The sequence below is a fragment of the Psychrobacter sp. Cmf 22.2 genome (assembly GCF_001921745.1).
GTDB lineage: Bacteria > Pseudomonadota > Gammaproteobacteria > Pseudomonadales > Moraxellaceae > Psychrobacter.
On the sequence record NZ_MRYA01000003.1, the window covers coordinates 89,790 to 109,217 of the forward strand.

Annotated in this window: 17 protein-coding genes and 1 pseudogene; 8 read left to right on the top strand and 10 right to left on the bottom strand. The window is 44.6% G+C overall.

What is annotated here, in order from left to right:
• Positions 1-68: 68 nt before the first annotated feature.
• The 4 genes and pseudogenes from BTV98_RS13860 to BTV98_RS07165 form a co-directional block, all read right to left on the bottom strand.
• Positions 69-275: a YadA-like family protein gene (locus BTV98_RS13860; RefSeq protein WP_143505716.1), complete on the bottom strand. Its 207-nt coding sequence runs from the start codon at positions 273-275 to the stop codon at positions 69-71.
• 210 nt (positions 276-485) lie between these two features.
• Positions 486-1,097, bottom strand: a pseudogene (locus tag BTV98_RS13865) (hypothetical protein); the annotation flags it as partial.
• Positions 1,098-1,115: 18 nt separating this feature from the next.
• Entirely contained in the window at positions 1,116-1,697 is a 582-nt protein-coding gene (locus tag BTV98_RS13550; protein WP_075103291.1) for a hypothetical protein, read from the bottom strand.
• 578 nt (positions 1,698-2,275) lie between these two features.
• Positions 2,276-3,100: a hypothetical protein gene (locus BTV98_RS07165; protein WP_227511669.1), complete on the bottom strand. Its 825-nt coding sequence runs from the start codon at positions 3,098-3,100 to the stop codon at positions 2,276-2,278.
• Positions 3,101-3,443: 343 nt separating this feature from the next.
• Here BTV98_RS07165 and BTV98_RS07170 point away from each other — a divergent pair, with 343 nt between their 5' ends.
• Positions 3,444-4,616: a MalY/PatB family protein gene (locus BTV98_RS07170; protein ID WP_075103292.1), complete on the top strand. Its 1,173-nt coding sequence runs from the start codon at positions 3,444-3,446 to the stop codon at positions 4,614-4,616.
• 76 nt (positions 4,617-4,692) lie between these two features.
• Here the strand turns inward: BTV98_RS07170 and BTV98_RS07175 are convergent, their stop codons facing one another.
• The 3 genes from BTV98_RS07175 to BTV98_RS13635 form a co-directional block, all read right to left on the bottom strand.
• On the bottom strand, positions 4,693-6,567 hold the full coding sequence (locus tag BTV98_RS07175; protein ID WP_256713865.1) for a BCCT family transporter: 1,875 nt from the start codon (positions 6,565-6,567) through the stop codon (positions 4,693-4,695).
• A gap of 31 nt (positions 6,568-6,598) precedes the next feature.
• The gene (locus BTV98_RS07180) at positions 6,599-7,117 is read right to left on the bottom strand and encodes a cupin domain-containing protein (RefSeq protein ID WP_083606139.1); all 519 of its coding nucleotides are present in this window, start codon (positions 7,115-7,117) and stop codon (positions 6,599-6,601) included.
• Positions 7,118-7,189: 72 nt separating this feature from the next.
• Positions 7,190-7,342 carry a hypothetical protein gene (locus tag BTV98_RS13635; RefSeq protein WP_178379367.1) on the bottom strand — a complete coding sequence of 51 codons (153 nt, stop codon included), beginning with the start codon at positions 7,340-7,342 and terminating at the stop codon, positions 7,190-7,192.
• Between the two features lie 69 nt (positions 7,343-7,411).
• Here BTV98_RS13635 and guaA point away from each other — a divergent pair, with 69 nt between their 5' ends.
• The 3 genes from guaA (at position 7,412) to BTV98_RS07195 (ending at position 10,437) form a co-directional block, all read left to right on the top strand.
• Positions 7,412-9,031: a glutamine-hydrolyzing GMP synthase gene (gene guaA, locus BTV98_RS07185; protein WP_075103293.1), complete on the top strand. Its 1,620-nt coding sequence runs from the start codon at positions 7,412-7,414 to the stop codon at positions 9,029-9,031.
• A gap of 290 nt (positions 9,032-9,321) precedes the next feature.
• Entirely contained in the window at positions 9,322-9,855 is a 534-nt protein-coding gene (locus BTV98_RS07190; protein ID WP_075103294.1) for an NADPH-dependent FMN reductase, read from the top strand.
• Positions 9,856-10,062: 207 nt separating this feature from the next.
• Positions 10,063-10,437, top strand: coding sequence for a hypothetical protein (locus BTV98_RS07195; protein WP_075103295.1), 375 nt, complete (start codon positions 10,063-10,065; stop codon positions 10,435-10,437).
• Between the two features lie 74 nt (positions 10,438-10,511).
• Here BTV98_RS07195 and BTV98_RS07200 read toward each other — a convergent pair whose 3' ends face one another.
• The 3 genes from BTV98_RS07200 to BTV98_RS07210 all read right to left on the bottom strand — a co-directional run bounded on the left by BTV98_RS07200 (position 10,512) and on the right by BTV98_RS07210 (position 13,832).
• The gene (locus tag BTV98_RS07200) at positions 10,512-11,531 is read right to left on the bottom strand and encodes an oxidoreductase (protein ID WP_075103296.1); all 1,020 of its coding nucleotides are present in this window, start codon (positions 11,529-11,531) and stop codon (positions 10,512-10,514) included.
• Between the two features lie 53 nt (positions 11,532-11,584).
• Entirely contained in the window at positions 11,585-12,565 is a 981-nt protein-coding gene (locus tag BTV98_RS07205; RefSeq protein WP_075103297.1) for a zinc-binding dehydrogenase, read from the bottom strand.
• A 289-nt stretch (positions 12,566-12,854) separates the two neighbouring features.
• Positions 12,855-13,832, bottom strand: a complete 978-nt coding sequence (locus BTV98_RS07210; protein ID WP_075103298.1) for a zinc-binding dehydrogenase — start codon at positions 13,830-13,832, stop codon at positions 12,855-12,857.
• A 735-nt stretch (positions 13,833-14,567) separates the two neighbouring features.
• Between BTV98_RS07210 and BTV98_RS07215 the strand changes: the two genes are divergently transcribed.
• The 4 genes from BTV98_RS07215 (at position 14,568) to oppD (ending at position 19,427) form a co-directional block, all read left to right on the top strand.
• Positions 14,568-16,241 carry an ABC transporter substrate-binding protein gene (locus BTV98_RS07215; RefSeq protein ID WP_075103299.1) on the top strand — a complete coding sequence of 558 codons (1,674 nt, stop codon included), beginning with the start codon at positions 14,568-14,570 and terminating at the stop codon, positions 16,239-16,241.
• 153 nt (positions 16,242-16,394) lie between these two features.
• Complete coding sequence (oppB, locus tag BTV98_RS07220; RefSeq protein WP_075103300.1) at positions 16,395-17,315, top strand: oligopeptide ABC transporter permease OppB; 921 nt, start codon at positions 16,395-16,397, stop codon at positions 17,313-17,315.
• Positions 17,316-17,393: 78 nt separating this feature from the next.
• Positions 17,394-18,299: an oligopeptide ABC transporter permease OppC gene (oppC, locus tag BTV98_RS07225; RefSeq protein WP_075103301.1), complete on the top strand. Its 906-nt coding sequence runs from the start codon at positions 17,394-17,396 to the stop codon at positions 18,297-18,299.
• A gap of 27 nt (positions 18,300-18,326) precedes the next feature.
• On the top strand, positions 18,327-19,427 hold the full coding sequence (oppD, locus tag BTV98_RS07230; protein WP_256713866.1) for an oligopeptide ABC transporter ATP-binding protein OppD: 1,101 nt from the start codon (positions 18,327-18,329) through the stop codon (positions 19,425-19,427).
• The last annotated feature ends 1 nt before the right edge of the window (position 19,428 follow it).

Below are 19,428 nucleotides of genomic sequence, written 5' to 3' on the forward strand. Positions count from 1 at the left end.
GTTATCAAAAAACCCCGCAATCGCGAGGTCTTCTTAATTTTAGGTGATTTAATTAAGACTAATTATGTCTACCAAGCAAAAGTGACCCCACCACGTGCGCCAACTTTGCCCGTATCAAGACCAACACCAGCACCAGCTGAGATGGTCGTGCTGTCATTGAGTCTGCCTGCAAAAGACGTGCTTAGTGCTGAGCCACCGCTATAATAACCCGTGCCAATTGTCATCGCGTAGCGCTTATCCGAAGGAATGACTGGCGTCTCAAACGACAGTGCCATAGCGATACCGTCTTCCGCTTCATCTAAGCGATCTTCATGACGGTTGTACTCGCTGCGCAAATCGTTAAGTTGTCTAGACGTTGCTAGTGAATCTACGCTGACACTACTAGTGCCTAAAGTGCCGTTGGCATCGGTGGTGACGATGTTGGTATTGCCTGTTTGTGAGGCTGTACTTGCTTGCAGCTGACCTGCGCCGCCCAGCGTGATCTGATTGTCGTTTGCCGCGGAGGCTTGGTTACCGATAGCGATACTGTTTAAGCCGCCTGCGGTTGCCGCTTCACCAACTGCTGTAGAGCGAACACCCGTTGCTGAAGCTAAGTGACCGAATGCTTGAGCGCGCTCAGCGCTTGCAGTTGACTGCCAACCTACCGCGGTAGCACCTGCTTGAGTTGCCTGAGCTTGAGCACCGAGGGCAGTTGAAGATGTGCCAGAAGCAGTCGTCTGACGTACACCACTTCTGTCTCCGCCAATTGCAACCCCGTCAAGACCTGAAGCTACTGAGTTATTACCGATAGCGATAGCGTTGTCTGACTCAGCGCTAGCCGCTTCACCAACCGCAGTTGAACGTAGACCAGTCGCAGATGCTAAATGACCGAATGCTTGGGCACGTTCACCAGTCGCTTCAGATTGCCAACCTACTGAGGTAGAACCTAATCCTGCTGAGTTTGCTTGACCACCGACAGCAGTAGCGGAGTTATTACCTGCGTTGGCTTGGTTACCGACGGCGACCGTATCGTTATCACCACCAGCGGTTGCCGCTTCACCAACTGCCGTAGAGCGTACGCCGTTTGCCTGAGCCAAATGACCGAATGCTTGAGCGCGCTCAGCGTTTGCTCCCGACTACCAACCAATAGCAGTTGCACCAGGACCGGTAGCCACTGATTCGCCACCAACTGCTGTGGTTGAGTTACCCTGAGCACTGGCGCCAGCACCAATTGCTACAGCGTCATTACCATTGGCATTTGAGCCGACACCGTCTTCGTCCAAGGTTCCGTCATCATTTACGTCGTTGTTACCGCCAATAGCGATTGCACCATTACCTGTAGCAGTTGCATCTTCACCGACAGCGACTGATTGAACACCGATTGCGGAGGTCTGGTGTCCTAGCGCTGTTGAGCGATTTCCTTGAGTGATAGCCTGCCAACCGACGGCAGTTGCACCAGGACCGGTAGCAGCTGATTCACCGCCCACAGCAGTAGTGGAATTGCCAGTTGCAGTCGAGTCTGTACCGACAGCGAGAGCATCTACGCCCGTTGCAGTAGCATTAACACCGCACTCTAGAGCAGTTGGGTCACCAGCATTTTGATTACAATCTGCAGTTGCATCAGCTGAGGCAGAAACTGATATCAGTGTTGCCGCGGCAATAGCTAGGGTGAGGGTGCTGATTTTAAGTGCTGAGCATGGTAGAAAATCCGTTTTCATAATGCTATATCCTTTTAAAAAAGCCATCTTGGCTTATTAGGTGGTTTGGTTAGGTAGTAACAAAAGTTGTACTGCTCGCGGTACTGAATCACTCCGATAATAAAGATAAGAATAATATATTCATATTTTCCCATATAAATATATTATTAATTTATAGCAATAACTCAACCAATGCTAGTTTTTTATTCTAAAAAATATCTAAGTTAATCAATAGTTAACCAATGCTAAATAGTTTATGAAAATTTGGTTTCTCTGTATAAATAGAATGACGATACTGTCAATTTGAATAGAGTTAATAATGACATGGTGACTATGAGGTAATGACAAAAATCTGTAGTCTGTATTTATTTAATTAGAGTCTGTTGAACATTCATGGCTATTTTCTATTTTTGTTTTATTTATGAGATGTTCGAGAAGTTCATAGTTGAAAAGTATAGTATTGAGTTTAGAAAGAAGTTTTTTTAAAAAAGCTTGTAATCCATTATTTTATGTCAAAAAAACCTCGCCATAGCGAGGTTTCACGACCTTATCGAGTATGATTGGTTATATCTGCACCAGCATTGATAACTTGTCTATGATTATTTAGCCGACTTGTAATAGTCAACGAGCATCGTGCCTAAAGTACCGTTGTCATCGATAGTGACTATTCTGACCGTACCTGACTGTGACGCGGTACTAGACTGCACTTGACCAGCGCTACCTAAGACGACTTGGTTGTTTTTAGCCGCCATTGCTTCGTTACCGATAGCGATACTGTTCATACCGCCTGCCATAGATTTATTGCCTACGGCGACCGAATTTGCCCCTTGTGCTGCTGCCGCCTCACCCACTGCGGTAGAACGTACGCCACTAGCGTTGGCGATGTGCCCAAAAGCTTGCGCACGTTCAGCAGTAGCTTTAGATTGCCAACCGATAGACGTTGAGCCGAGACCAGCAGCGTTAGCCTCACCACCAACGGCCGTTGCTGAGTTGAGTCCTGCATTGGCTTTATTACCGACAGCAACGGTATCGTTAGTGCCGCCAGCCATGGCCGCTTCACCCACCGCGGTCGCGCGTACGCCGCTCGCATTGGCTAGATGGCCAAAAGCTTGCGCACGTTCAGCAGTGGCTTTTGATTGCCAACCGATAGACGTTGAGCCGAGACCAGCGGCATTGGCTTGGCCGCCGACAGCGGTGGCCGAGTTGAGTCCTGCATTGGCTTGACTACCGATAGCGACAGTATCGTTAGTACCGCCAGCCATAGCAGTATTGCCAAGAGCGAGAGCAGTACTGCTAGTAGCATTTGCATTCATTGGTTGAGACTCAGCGCTTGTTGCCATAGTCGTGCATGAAGCGACGCCTACGATTGCTAAAGTAAGTACGCTCATTTTGAGTGCTAAGTTTGGTGAAAAATCCATTTTCATTATAAGTTATCCTATGTTAAAAAAGCCAACTTGGCTAAGTAGTGGTTTGAGTAGGTAATAACAGAATTTATACTGCTTGCAGTGTTGAATCCCTCCAATAATAAAAATACAAATGTATATTTATATTTATAAATGCAAACGTACTATTAACTTATATTAATAACTCAACTAATGCTAGCATTTTATTTCAAATGTTATCTAAGCCGATAAATCGCTAAACAATGCCCAATGGTTTTAGTCTGCGTATTGTCATCTCATTGCATATCTATGTAATTTCTATAAAGTAATTGGCGATAAGGCCATTCCTGTTGTACCCTAAACCCTTATTTTTCAATGAAGGAGAATGCCTGTGCCCTATAACTTTGATGAGATAATTGACAGACGCGGTACAGGGTCCCTTAAATGGCATTATAACGATGACACTATTGCGCTTTGGGTAGCAGATATGGATTTTAAAGCTGCGCCGCCTATCCTAAACACGATTGAACGCGTACTGCAGCATGGCGTATTGGGCTATACCAAACCCACTGATGCGCTATATCAAGCGATTATTGACTGGCATGGTAGCCGTTATGGTTTAGCATTGAACAAAAAACACATCCTCTTTTCTCACGGTGTCATACCAAGTTTGGCATTGATGCTGAGAATGTTTACTGAGGCAGAAGATGCGGTCATGGTTAATGATCCCATTTATGCCCCTTTTATGACTAAGGTTGAGCAAAATAGTCGTACGCTCGTGACTTCTGCTTTAAAAGAGGTTGAGGGTAAATATCAGCTAGATTTGGCCGATATAGAAGCTAAGATAGTCGAGCATGAGGTCAAGCTGTATTTGTTATGCAATCCGCATAATCCAGGCGGGCGCGTGTGGACGAGGGATGAGCTTCAAGCGTTGCTGTCGATTTGCAAAAAGCATGATGTAGCGATTGTCAGCGATGAGATTCATCAAGATTTAACTTTGAACGGTCATACGTTTACCCCTTTTTTAACGCTAGCAGAAGGTTATGAGCATAAAGTAGTGAGCCTAACTTCGATGACCAAAACCTTTAACGTCGCTGGTATTAAAAGCTCAATCATCTTTGCTAAAGATGAGGCGTTAATCAATAAAATTAACTGGCAGCAGCGCTTAAGTGATGAGCACGATCTTAATTTGTTTGCTTATGAAGTGACTTATAGTGCTTATAAAGAAGGTAGGGAGTGGTTGGCGCAGGCGTTAACGTATATCGAAACCAATATAGAGTTCGCTGTGCAGTTTTTGAATCAGCATTTGCCTGATATTAAGGTCATGCGCCCAGAGGCGTCGTATTTGATATGGCTTGATTGTTCAGCATATGGTCAAGACGATAAGACACTTTATGACGCGCTTAGAGACGCTAAAGTTGAGCTCAGTGCCGGTATTCAATACGGTGACGCTGGTCATCTTAAGTTGCGCCTAAACGTAGCATGTCCTAAAGCGCTATTGATTGAGGGGTTAAATCGTATGCATGCGGCACTTAATAGTGTGAATGGTCATAAATAAACAATGAAAAGGCTGGGAGACTATATCTCTCAGCCTTTTGACTTGTTAATTTAGTTAAAGCTTAAGCATAAGTATGTTACTTCCCGTTTGGATCGTTCTCAGATTGTCCAGGACTGATACGCATCTGCTTCCATTCATCTTGCTGAGCCAATATCGAGCCTTCGAGCGCCTCTGATGTTAGCCCCTCTTCCCACGGTGCATTATCAGGCAGCTCTTCGATATGAATGGTTTTTACCCCATAATCAGGCTGATAAGCCAAATCATAGCGTGCCGCTTTAATCACCGAGATAATCATCATTGATAGGATAATAATGAGCGGCGCACCCGCGATAATAGACGCGGTCTGTAAGGTTTGCAGGTCTCCTAAAAACATCAAAATAGCGGGCAACAAGCATAATGTGAATGCCCAAAATAAGCGATTCCAGCGATGCGGCTCGTCATCGACTTCTCGTTGTACCACGGACGCCAAAATATAAGAGATAGAATCAAAAGTCGTGGCAGTAAAGATAGTGGCCAAAAAGGTAAAGATAGCGATGACGATATAAGACATCGGTAGGCTATTTAATATCGCAAAGATGGCCGCAGTTGGCGACTCATTATTTAGGACAGCGACCACATCGACTGCCCCTGTCAATTGTAGATAAAGACCATAGTTACCCAAGATAATCATAAACATCGCACAGCCCATCGAGCCATAAAACATCGATCCCAAGACCATATTACGTATCGTACGTCCTCTGGAGATTTTAGCGATGAATAAGCCAATAGTCGGCGCAAATACCAACCACCATGCCCAATAGAACACCGTCCAATCTTGCGGGAAAGTGGTGTGTTCAAAACCAAACGCTTGAAAGTCTTTAAAGGGTTCGATATAAGTCATCATACGCGGCATTTCGGTGATAGAACGCCCGATGGCTTCTAAGCCCGTATTTAAGATAAAGACGGTTGGCCCAACGACTAAGATGAACAGCAGAAATATCACAGCCAAATAAAAATTGATGTTAGAGAGTTTTTGAATGCCGCCTTTTAACCCCTGATACGCACTATAGGCAAAAATCATGGTAGTCACTAATAACACCACAATTTGCATAGTTATGTTACGCGGTAAACCAAATAAATTGTATAAACCTTCGTTGATAAGCGGAGAGGCAAGACCCAGTGTCGTCGCACCGCCCCCCACCATACCAAAGACAAACAGCACGTCGAGCATCTTAGCCCAATTGCTACCAGCCAGCTTTTCGCCTAGTAATGGCATAAGCGTTTGGCTGACCTTAAGTACTGGGGTCTGACGCACATAATAAAAATAAGCAATCGGAACCGCTGGTACTAAATAGATGGCCCAAGCGACAGGTCCCCAATGAAAGATGCCATAGGTGGTGGCCCAGCGAATGGCGTCTGGTGAGCCGCTTGCTAAGTTAAAAGGCGGGCCTTGATAATAATACGCCCACTCAATCAAACCCCAGTAAAGAATACTGGCGCCAATACCCCCGCAGAACAGCATCGATGCCCAAGAGACATCGGAGAATTCAGCGGTTTCTTCTGGTCGGCCCAGTTTGATCTTGCCAATATCCGAAAGTACAATGTAAATGACGAACAATAAAGCAATGACACCAAAGGCCAGATAAGCAAAGCCAAAGTTAGCACTGACAAAGCTGCGAGCGATCCCAACCCATTCTTTGCCTTGCTCAGGAAACAGTATCAAAGGCACAGCAATACTAAAAAGTATGACAAGCACCATAAAAAAAGTAAATTTGTCAATACGGGTATCGGGTACATGATCAGGTCGCCACTGCGGAATAGACATACCCACATCGAAGGTACCTAGATGCGGCGGTTTATGATGTTTGGATCGTGCTTTTACATAGTCTGGAAGATATTCTTTTGATAGCCCGAGACCTGACGTAGATTTATCAGGTTTTTTAATGCCCTTACTGTTATCAGTGTTGCCCATGTTGTTTTCTCTTTGTATTGGATGTTAAATTTTATACCTCGCCTAAATTTTCTAAGTCTACAAATTCCTTTTTTCCGTGAATAGTATACATTTTTCGATTGATCCCTGGGTAATGGCAAATATCAAACGGTGGTCTGTTGCCGCCCATCAGATAGACTGCGTCCGTATCGCTATCATTAATCATAGAATGCGCAGCACCATGCGCGGGGAAACCTACAAAATCACCAGCAGCTAACTGATAGCACTCTTCTCCATAATGCAATAAAAGCTGTCCTGATAATACATAGACAAATTCGTCTGACTCTTCATGATAATGATGCTGTGTGGTCTCATCACCCGGCTCAACGCGCACAAGATGCAAACCAAATTTGGTCAGACCAGTGATATCACTCAACGAAACTGTATGCCGAATAGCGCGCTCATTAAACTGATGAACATGCTTGGTCTCAGGCGTATCTTCGATATCAGACTTGGTTAGGATGTAATCTTGGGTACTTTTGAGCGTCTCTTGCGGTAGCTCTAGGGATAACCCTTCCAATGGCTTAGTCATGGTTTGTCTCCGTTACTTTTATTTTGTGCATAATCTTATAGTAGCTATAAATGCGTGGTTTTGTTTGCTTAATTACGTATAAAATGCGGTTAGTAAGCGTCCAGCTTTCTTATTATCGATATTGCTGCCTGTTCTTTTCTCACATTCAATACTGTCAAATTCAAATAACTGCGAATAATTGGCAAAACGGCTAATAATCGTCAATAACTGCGAATAATTCATCATCTAATAGCCATTAATGGGCGCAAACTTGTTAAAATAGGGCACTAATTTTTTCTTGATGGACATCGATTTATGACCACTGCCGCTGCCACTACTGCATTACCTACTATCAAGCAAGACCGCATTCTTATTCTCGATTTTGGCTCGCAGTACAGCCAGCTCATCGCTCGCCGTGTGCGCGACTCTGGCGTGTTTTGTGAGATGTTCCCTTATGATATCGACGCCCAGCGCATCCATGACTTTGGCGCCAAAGGCGTCATATTATCGGGTGGCCCTGAGAGCGTACATGCCGAGAACAGCCCGCGTATCAATGACGCTGTGTTTGAGCTTGGCGTACCAGTGCTTGGTATTTGCTACGGTATGCAGGCGATGGCAGATCGCTTCGGCGGGCAGGTTCATGCTAGCGATATCCATGAATTTGGCGCGGCGACCATCAATGTCAATGGCCACTCAAAACTTACTAGTGGCATCGAAGATAGCGTCAGTGAAGACAAATCGACCACGCTAAACGTCTGGATGAGTCACGGTGATAAGGTCATCGAAGCGCCACAAGGTTTTGATATCATCGCCAGCACACCAAGCTGTCCGATTGCCATTATGGCCAATGACGACAAGCAATACTATGGCCTCCAGTTCCATCCGGAAGTGACGCATACCTTACAAGGTCAGGCACTACTCGGCCGCTTTGTCCATCAGATTTGTGACTGCGCTGGTGACTGGACGCCAGACAATATCATTGATATGCGTGTGGCACAGCTCAAAGAGCAAATCGGTGATAAGCAAGTATTGCTCGGTCTATCAGGCGGTGTCGATAGCTCAGTGGTTGCCGCGCTATTGCACAAGGCGATCGGCGATCAGCTGACTTGTGTGTTTGTGGATAATGGTCTCTTGCGTCTGCATGAAGGCGATCAGGTCATGCAAGTTTTTGCAGAAAACATGGGCGTAAAAGTCATCCGTGTTGATGCCGAAGATTTGTTCTTAGATGCGCTAGCAGGTGAGTCTGATCCAGAGAAAAAACGTAAAATCATCGGCAAAACCTTTATCGATGTGTTTGCCAATAGTGCCCGCGAAATCAGCGCACAAAGCGATGGCAAAACCATTGAGTTCTTAGCACAGGGTACGATTTACCCAGACGTGATCGAATCTGCTAAGTCACATCAAGGTAAAGCACACGTCATTAAGAGCCACCATAACGTTGGTGGTCTACCAGATGACTTGGCGTTTGAATTAGTTGAGCCGTTACGCGATCTATTCAAAGATGAAGTGCGTAAACTTGGTATCACCCTTGGCCTACCAGAGAAGATGATCTACCGTCATCCGTTCCCAGGCCCAGGTCTAGGCGTGCGTATCCTTGGTGAAGTGAAAAAAGAATATGCTGATATCTTGCGTCTTGCCGATGCGATATTTATGCAAGAGCTGGAGCGTTCAGGCTGGTATGACAAAACGGCGCAAGCCTTTGCGGTATTCCAACCAATCAAATCGGTCGGCGTGGTCGGTGATGGCCGCCGTTATGCGTGGGTAATCGCGCTACGTGCGGTTGAGACCGTAGACTTTATGACCGCACGCTTTGCTCATCTGCCGTATGATCTGATTGAGACGGTATCGAATCGCATCATGAATGAAATCGCTGATGTCTCACGCGTGACGTATGATGTGTCAAGCAAGCCACCTGCGACGATTGAATGGGAATAATTTTCTAGTTTTAAGCGCATAAAAAAAGCCCATCGTTGTATGGGCTTTTTTGTGGGTGGCATTCTCACATTTGCGGCACACGCTGCACTACAAGACTAAAAATTGCCATCTTTACCCAACCGATTGGTAATATCAATCAACATTATCAACTATTACAAATCGGTCATCGCGCTTATCAGGCGTATCATAGTGGCACGTAATAAGGCGGTATAGATTGCCCTACAGCGAATGATAAACAGGCAATGACCAACGCTGCCGCCATCACACAAAATAAGCATAAGGATTTTATAATGAACGTACTTGCCTTTGGCACCAGCAACAGCAGAAACTCTATCAATCAAAAGCTGGCACGCTATAGCGCTGAGCAAATCGCCAACACTATCGACAATGCCAATGTGACCTTGCTCGATATTCATGATCTTGAGATGCCAATCTACAGTGAAGAGCGCGAAAAAGAGAGTGGCATCCCGCAATTTGCCCATGATTTTTATCAAGCGATTGGCGAGGCGGATGCTATCGTCATCTCGTTTGCGGAATACAACGGCTCGTACACTTCTGCTTATAAAAATCTGTTTGACTGGGCATCGCGTATCGACATGAAAGTCTATCAAGACAAGCCAATGATTATGTTGGCCACTTCACCAGGGCCGAGCGGCGCGCAAAGCGTCCTTGCTGCGGCCGAAGGCTCAGCGCCATTCTTTGCCGCTGATGTTAAAGGCGCGCTGTCATTGCCTAACTTCTTTGATAACTTTGATGTCGAGAAAGGCGAAGTGACGGATGAAACGTTTAATCAGCAATTAAATGAGATTATCAGTAAGCTATAAGCCTTAGACAGTCGTGATATGGAATAAAAAAACACTCAACTTGGTTGGGTGTTTTTTTTATGAGGTATTAGTAAGAAGTACAAGAAAATATACTTTTGTGTGCTTTTTTTCTCTGTGTTACTTGTAAAAATGAATATAGCGCACATATTAGAAAATGTAGCATGCATGGCGCGTTACATACTAAAAATAAAATTATAAGGATCAATAATGTTGAATAACGATCAGATAGCCACACTAGAATATATTGTGAATAACCGAGAAGAGTTAATTATAGAAAGAGCACAAGAAGAGAGTGTTGAAGAAAACTCTAGCATAGGTGTTGCTAACTTTTTGCTAGGTAATCGTGATAACTTCGCTAGTATGAGTAAAAAACAGCAGTATCATTATGATAAGGTAATACAACCTTTAATCAGTCAGGTATATTGTGAAGGAATGATAGGTTTTCATGAAGATGGGTCTTCTTCATGTTTAGGTACTGAGTTTATTGAAGACGAACAGCTACTTGCAGCTTATCAGCTTGATGATATGCGCTGTCAGCAATGTATCTCATCAAATGAGTCATGGCATGCAAATAACCCATAAATAGTAGCAATATCTAACTAACAAAAAAGCAGCCCTCCCAAACGAGCGCTGCTTTTTTTATAGCAAGCCTAAACCTAACCCTTCACATTCACCACATAACGACCCACTGCCTTACCATCAATAAAGCGCTCTAGGTATTCAGGGGTTTGCTCAAGGGTGATTTCTTCCGCGTATTGCTCCAGATTGGGTAGTTTCATGTCCGTTGCCACGCGCTGCCAAATCGCTTTTTTGTCCTCAAGTGGGATAAATACCGAGTCGATACCTAGTAGCGATACCGCGCGGGTGATAAACGGCAATACGGTCATCGAAAATGACGCTGATGCTGCAAGGCCACAGGTCGTCACTGCGCCACCTGGTTTGGTTTGCTTGAGTAGGTTGGCAAGATAGTCACCGCCGACGGTATCGATGGCATTGGCCCATAGCGGACGGCCAACAGGGCGATTGCCGACTTCATTGATGGTGTCACGATGGCGCACTTCGGTGGCGCCCAACTCTTTCAAGTGTTCGCTTTGCTCAGGCTTACCAGAGAAGGCGATAGTCTCGTAGCCCAGCTGCGAGAGGATGGCGATACTGATAGTGCCCACACCGCCTGTCGCGCCTGATACGGCAACGGGGCCATCGCTTGGTTTTGCGCCCATTTTTTCCAGCTTTTGGATGCTTAGCGCCGCCGTTAGGCCGCCTGTACCATAGATCATCGCTTCTTTTAGGCTCAGCGCTTCAGGGCAAGGCAATGCCCAGTCGGCAGGGATGGCAATCATTTGCCCAAGACCACCTGCGGTGTTCATACCTAAATCATAGCCGAATACCACGACTTCTTGACCTTCGCTAAAAGTGCCTGACTTGTCGCTGATCACCACGCCTGCCGCGTCAATACCAGGGGTGTGCGGATAGTTTTTGGTGATGCTCTTATTGCCTGAGGCCGACATGGCATCTTTATAGTTGAGCGAGGAGTAATGTACTTCGATCAATAGATCATTGTCAGGCAGGTCGCTGACGTGGCGTTCTTGAATGTTTTTTGCGAATGTGCCTTCGCTGGTTTCTTCGACCACTAAGGCTTTAAAAATTTTATTATCAGAGTTTGTTTGATTGGACATAATATTGTTCCTTTTTTATTACTTTTGGATTAAATAGGTTTTAAACACATATATTAAGGCTTAATCAATATCTTACCTTTTTTGTCTGACTGTACCTCATCAGAGACTGCTTTTTGGATATCATCTAAAGAATAAATGCCGCCAGTAGGGAGTTTTAATACACCGCTTGCCGCGCTCTCGATCAGCTCACGAGTCAAGCGCTGCATATCATCGTGGCTCATCTCTTGCATCATATCGCTCGCCCAAAAGCCTTTTACCTGCGCCAAATTAAAAATCAAATTGCTAGGATTAAGTGTGAGCGGTTTGCCAGACATGGCACCTAAAGATGCTAGCGCACCGTATTTACCCAGCAGTGTTACTAGCTCGCCACCAGACTTGCCGCCGACCGCATCGACCGCGCCGCTAATTTTGGCGTCACCAACGATATTTTTTACTTGCTCTTTCCAGTCATCATTATCGGTCACGACATTGTTATCAACGATACCCAAATCGATAAGCTCTTGTTCCGATTCTGTACTACGCACCAAATTAATCGTATTGATATTACGCTCGGGAGCGAGCATTGCCATAGATTCACCAACCGCGCCATTGGCAGCGTTTTGGATGATCCATTGACCCGGCTTGATGTTTAAAAACTCAATGAGCAGCAGCGCACTCATCGGCATGGCGATTAATTGAGCGGCCATCTCATCATCGATAGCGTCTGGTATAGGGATGATGCTTTGAGCTGGCGCGATAAAATACTCCGCCCACGTGCCTTGTACGCCTGATACGACGACGCGCTGACCTTTTTCAGAGCCTTTTACGTCTTCTCCCAAAGCATCGATTTTTCCTACCGCCTCACTACCGCCTGTCGCAGGCAGTTTAGGTTTATTACCGTACTCGCCTTTGATGGTAACAAGGTCGTGATTATGAATGGAAGATAAGATAGTCTTGATACGGACTTCGTTGTTATTAGGTTCTGGAGTAGGGCTTTCGGTTACGCTAAGCACGTCCGATGGTTTGCCAAATTCATTGTAAGTTGCAGTGCGCATCGTCATTTCCTTTATTTATTTTTTAGGTGGATTTTAGAGTATGAAACTATTTAATTAACAGTAACAGTGTTTATTAATAATAGTGTTTATCAGTCATTATGAATAACAACATTCACCTTAACAATATGGCTTAAGCTCTCACAATATTACTTTGGTTACCTAACGTTGTTACTTGCTTATCATTGTAAAGTCGATGAATGGGTTGGTATTGTTAAAAAAAATCACAAAAAAATGGCAGAATTCTAAGAAGAACACTGCCATCACTGATAGTTTTAGTATTGCCTAAAAGCTAAGGCTTTAATAACACCTTACCGTTTTTGCTGGCCTGCAATTTACCGTCGACCGCTTTGGTAATATCGGCTAAATCAAAAGTCGCTTCAACAGGTAGTTTTAACTTGCCATCAACCGCGCGCTCAATCAGCTCATCAACCAAACGCTGCTTGTTTTCGACACTCATTTCTTGACTGATCTTACTACCCCAAAAGCCTTTAATAGTGGCTTGTTTAAAGATAATATGTGTGGGGTTAAGCGTCATTGGCTGACCTGACATAATACCAAAAGATGCTAAGGTGCCATAATGACCTAGCAACGACAATAAATCACCACTGGCCTCACCGCCGACCGAGTCTACTGCGGCGCTGATGCTGTCATCGCCTATAATGTGACGGACTTGATCTTTCCAATCTTCGTCTGAGTTATTGATATTGTTTTTGATACCGAGGGCTTCTAACTCTTCTAACGCATCGCTACTACGTACGACGTTGATTGTATTCACCCCGCGCGCTGCAGCCAACATCGCAAGCGATTTACCGACTGCGCCATTGGCAGCATTATGAATAACCCATTGACCGCTCTCTACTTCTAAGAATTCAAGCAGCATCAAGGCACTAAGCGGCATGGCGATTAATTGTGCAGCCAACTCGTCATCCAAGCTGTCCGGTACAGGAAATATCATGCTAGCAGGCGCGGTAAAGTATTCAGCCCATGTCGCTTGGACGCTTGCTGCTGCAATACGTTGACCGACTTTTAAGTCTTTGACGTCACTGCCAACGGCATCGATGATACCTAAGGCCTCAGAACCACCGATCGCTGGCAGTTCTGGTTTAAAGCCGTATTTACCGCGAATGGTTAATAGATCATGGTTATGAATGGAGGCGAGTATGGTTTTGACTCGCACTTCATTTGCTTTTGGCTCTGGAATAGGGCTATCACCTAAGCTAAGCACTTCAGTCGGTTTGCCAAAATTGTCATAAGTTGCGCTACGCATAATAAATCCTTTATTTATTTTTTGATTAATTTGGGGGAGTGGTAGATAACGAACGCTTGTAAGAGGGGCGTTTAATCAGTCATCAACAGTAACAAGTCTGGCCCATCAATCGCAATATTACTTTCGTTACCTAACGTTGTCGTGGTCTCTTCATTATGAAGTCTTAGCTGTCTAGTTTGAGGGATTCAATAATATTCAAACTTCATACAGTTTTTCAAATTCTTCAGACTTCGTATTTAGCGCAAAAATAGTAGCACTATGGTGTTATTGTTTAAGTTGAATCAGGCAAATCATTACTTATGAACACCACAATAATATTAAATAGAAATAAGCTACAATTCGTAACAATAAAACAAGGTTTTGACCAATGGTGTGGTTTACGAGACAAAAGGCGATGAATTAATGCAAAAAGTTAAGAATTAGCAGAATTTTCATCTATTTTTAACTATTAATATTATCAAAGCTAAAAATCCGATCTTATCTAATATTCTTTTTAAAGGATTGAGAGCTGTTGACATTATAAAAATTTTCTACTATTAATATTACTAATAGTTTTCTACATTGTGTCAGTAATAGCAGTTGCTGATTTAAGTGACAGACGGTCCAATCATAGCAATTGCAAGATTAGTAGTCGGACTCTGACCTCTAACGACATAAATATGGATATTGAAATAATAGATATTAAACTTAAATGGATTTACTAAACGTTAGTCGATCTTTCTGCTAGGATATTATATGACGCGCAATTCTGTTACCTTCCGTACTACTGTGTTTTTACCCACTTCTCTTGTACTTGCTATGTTTATGACAGGCTGTAGCGACAATACTGCCAATACTAGCAATGCCGATGCTGCAGCTGACATTGACCCTAATGTCTTGGCTGAAACGCAAGAGCTGACCATCAATAACGGCACCGAGCCTGAGTCGCTAGATCCGCATAAAGTATCGGGCGTACCCGAGTCTAATATTGGACGTCAAATATTTGAGGGTCTTACCAATACCGATGCTAATGGCATAACCATTCCGGCAATGGCAACCAGCTGGGAGAGTGACGATAATAAGGTATGGACGTTTAAACTGCGCGACGCTAACTGGTCAAATGGCGATCCGGTTACCGCAGAGGATTTCGCTTATAGCATGCGTCGTCTAGTCGACCCAAATACAGCATCCCCTTATTCAAGCTATTTGGTCGATGCCAAAGTAAAAGGTGCTGATCAAATCGTTGAGGGCGCCGCTGGTACTGAGACGCTAGGCGTAGAAGCCATCGACGATAAGACGCTGCAGGTGACATTAACAGAACCAGTACCGTACTTCCCCGATATGCTTATTCATAATTCAGTTAAACCAGTACATCAAAAGACTGTCGAAGAATTTGGCGATAAATGGACAGACCCTGCTAATATCGTAGTCAATGGTCCCTATACAGTCAGTAAATGGCAGATCAACGACGAGCTGGTGCTATCGCGCAACTCTGAGTATTACGATGACGCCAATACTACGCTTGATACGATTACCATGTTACCGATTCCCTCTAGCGTGACCGATGTATCACGCTATCAGGCAGGTGAGGTTGATGTCACCTACAATGAGATTCCAACCGAGCAGTTTAACTCTTTGCAAGCAGATTACGGAAAAGAGCTGAGAGTATCACCTTACCTTTGTACTTACTATTATGAATTTAATACCGTAAAACCGCCTTTTGATGATCCTAAAGTACGCCGCGCTTTGGCGCTAGCCTTAGATCGCGACACTATCGTTGATAAGGTAATCGGCCAAGGCCAAACGGCCGCTTATCAGCTTACGCCTACTGTGACTAATGGTGATGTGGCAAACACGCCAGAATGGTCCAGTTGGGATCAAGATAAACGTATCGCTGAGGCCAAAAAACTACTCAATGAAGCAGGGTATGATGAGAATAATCCGCTTCGCTTTGAGCTACTCTACAATACCAATGACAACCATAAAAAGGTCGCGGTTGCTGCCACTTCATTGTGGAAGCAAGCACTTGGATTTGTCGATGTCAATTTAGTCAATAAAGAATGGAAAACCTACCTCGATACGCGCCGTAACGGCAATTATGAAATTGCGCGTGCCGGCTGGTGTGCGGATTACAATGAGCCTTCAGCCTTTTTAAATATCGCAAAATCTGACAATAGTGGCAACTACGGTAAATACAATAGCCCCAAATTTGACAGTCTGATGGCGCAAACTTTAAAACCTGGCGTCACCGATGCGCAGCGTGCAGGTTTGTATCAGCAAGCAGAGGCTCAGTTGGATGACGATATGGGGCTGTTAAACATCTATCACTACGTCAGTCCGCGAATGGTTAAGCCTTATGTTATCGGATTTTCGGAGAATGATCCTTTGGGCAATTGGCAGGGCAAAAATATCTCTATTGCCAAACACTAGTCATTAAATCACCTTTATAAGTGAGCGCTATGAAAAAGATTTGTTCTGATTTATAGCGCTTGTCTGTTTGGACTTATAAATTTTGGAAGTCATTATTTCAAAAAATTTTTTAGAGATAGGAGCCTTTATATAAAGGTTCTATGAAGAGGTTCTATGCTAAAGCTCATCTTTCGGCGTATCTTAGAAGCCATTCCGACTATGTTTGTTTTGATTACCGTGTCTTTTTTTATGATGCGCCTAGCGCCTGGTAGTCCTTTTACGACAGAGCGCAACTTATCACCTGCAGTATTGGCAAATATTGAAGCCAAATACAATCTCAACGATCCGATGTGGCTACAATATGTCAACTACTTAAAGCAATTGGCAGTAGGCGACTTTGGACCGTCTTTTAAGTACAAAGATTACACGGTCAATGAGCTGTTATCTCAGTCTTTACCCGTCTCGTTAGAGCTTGGGTTTTATGCCTTTGTAGTAGCAGTAGTGTTGGGTTTGGCACTTGGTATTATCGCTGCACTTAAACAAAACTCATGGCTTGATTACGTGCTCATGGCTTTTGCGATGACTGGTGTTGTGATTCCAAGCTTTGTAAAAGCGCCGCTACTCGTGCTTATCTTTGCCATCATTTTGCAGTGGTTGCCTGCAGGCGGCTGGAATGATGGGGCGCCACAAAACCTTATTTTACCTGTTACAGCTTTGGCGCTGGCTTATGTAGCAAGTATTGCACGGATTATGCGCGGCTCAATGATCGAGGTGATGAACAGTCAATATATACGCACTGCCAAATCTAAAGGGTTACCGATGCGTCAAATTGTGTTAAAGCATGCTTTGCGCCCAGCGTCACTACCTGTTATTTCCTACTTAGGCCCTGCTTTTGTAGGCATTATTACAGGCTCTATTGTTATTGAAACCATCTTTGGTCTACCGGGTATCGGCCAGTTATTTGTCAATGGAGCGCTTAATCGCGATTATGGTGTGGTACTGAGTCTGACCATTTTGGTTGGCGTATTGACCATTGCCTTTAACGCTATTGTCGATATTCTATACGCCGTTATTGATCCCAAAGTTCAGTATTGATTGTGATCAAAAACGAGCCGCTAACTAGAGCGCACTGCCGCTTAACACTTTAAATGACAGATTACTAAAAGGACGACTATGAGCCTTATTGCAGACCAACCTACTGGCATGGCTGATTTGCCTACCAAAGAGATTAAAGGCCGTAGCCTCTGGCAAGATGCGTGGCGACGCTTTTATCAAAACAAAGCCGCAGTGGCCAGCTTTTTTATTTTATTGTTAGTAGGTGCTTTTGTGGTATTTGTACCTATGCTAGCACCTTACGGGTATGCTGAGACCGATTGGAGCTTTATGCAAGCGGCACCATCGATTGAAAACCAGCATTATTTTGGCACTGATTCGCTCGGTCGCGACTTGCTCGTACGTACGGCTATGGGCGGACGGATATCTTTATTAGTAGGTATCGCAGGCGCAACGGTAGCGGTTTTGGTTGGTACCGTGTATGGCGCAACGTCAGGCTATCTAGGTGGTAAGGTTGATATGATCATGATGCGCTTTTTGGAGATTTTAAGCGCCTTTCCGTTTATGTTCTTCGTCATTTTGTTAGTGACTATATTTGGTCGTAATCTTATTTTAATTTTTGTCGCTATAGGCTTGGTTTCTTGGCTTGATGTGGCGCGTATTGTGCGTGGTCAGACATTGAGCCTAAAGAGTAAAGAGTTCATTGAGGCAGCACACGTCGGTGGGGTGTCAGGTTTTAACATTATCCTTCGTCATATCGTGCCAAACGTACTTGGCGTGGTGGTGGTTTACGCCTCCTTACTAGTGCCGACGATGATTTTATTTGAGTCGTTTTTGAGTTTCTTAGGACTGGGTGTGCAAGAGCCGATGACCAGTTGGGGTGCACTGCTACAAGAAGGCTCACAAACCATGCAGGTGGCAACATGGCAGATTTTGATTCCGTCTGCATTTTTGGTCATTACTCTATTTTGCTTTAACTTTATCGGCGATGGTCTGCGTGATGCGTTTGATCCCAAAGACCGTTAGGTCAAATATCGCTAGGAGAATAACATCATGACAACTCAAGACATCAATAACGTCCCTATGAAAATAGACTCTACTGTCCATAAAGTAGGCGCTGACTCAACTATTAATAAACAAACTAATAAAGAGAAGAGTTTACTAGCAGTCAAAGATTTATCCGTACAATTCACTACCGAAGATGGTCTGGTAACTGCAGTTAATGGTTTAAACTTCGACCTTCATAAGGGCGAGACTTTAGGCATCGTCGGTGAGTCCGGCTCCGGCAAGTCACAGACTGCATTTGCTATCATGGGTCTGCTTGCAAAAAACGGTCGTACCCAAGGTTCAGTACGTTTCGAAGATCAGGAGCTATTGGGCTTACCGCAAAAAACTCTGAATAAAATTCGCGCTGAGCAAATCGCTATGATCTTTCAAGATCCGATGACCTCGCTCAATCCCTATATGAAAATAGGCGATCAGCTCGCCGAGGTATTGATTCTCCATAAAGGTATGAGTAAAAAAGAAGCTTGGAATGAGTCGGTAAAGATGCTCGATGCGGTAAAAATACCGGAGGCCAAAAAACGTATCGGTATGTATCCGCATGAGTTCTCAGGTGGTATGCGCCAGCGCGTGATGATTGCGATGGCGCTATTGTGTCGCCCCAAGCTGTTGATCGCTGATGAACCTACCACAGCGCTTGATGTCACTGTACAGGCACAGATTATGGTGCTACTTAACGAGCTCAAACGCGACTTTGGTACCACTATTGTTATGATTACTCATGATTTGGGTGTGGTCGCGGGCATTTGTGATCGGGTGCTAGTGATGTATGCAGGTCGTACTATGGCGTACGGAGAGACGGAAGAGATTTTTTATACGCCAACGCATCCTTATACTATCGGTCTGCTCAAAGCCATTCCACGTCTCGATGATGACGGTGGTCAGCTTGCCACTATTCCAGGTAGTCCGCCCAACCTGCTTAACTTACCGACTGGTTGTCCATTTCATGAGCGCTGTCCTCACGCGATGGATATTTGCCGCGATGTACCACCGCCTCTTGAATTTTTGCCGCATGATCGTCAACGTGCCTGCCATTGGCAGCCTGAGATACAAGTAGATGAAATATCAGGTTTAACAGAGATGGAGGGCTAGG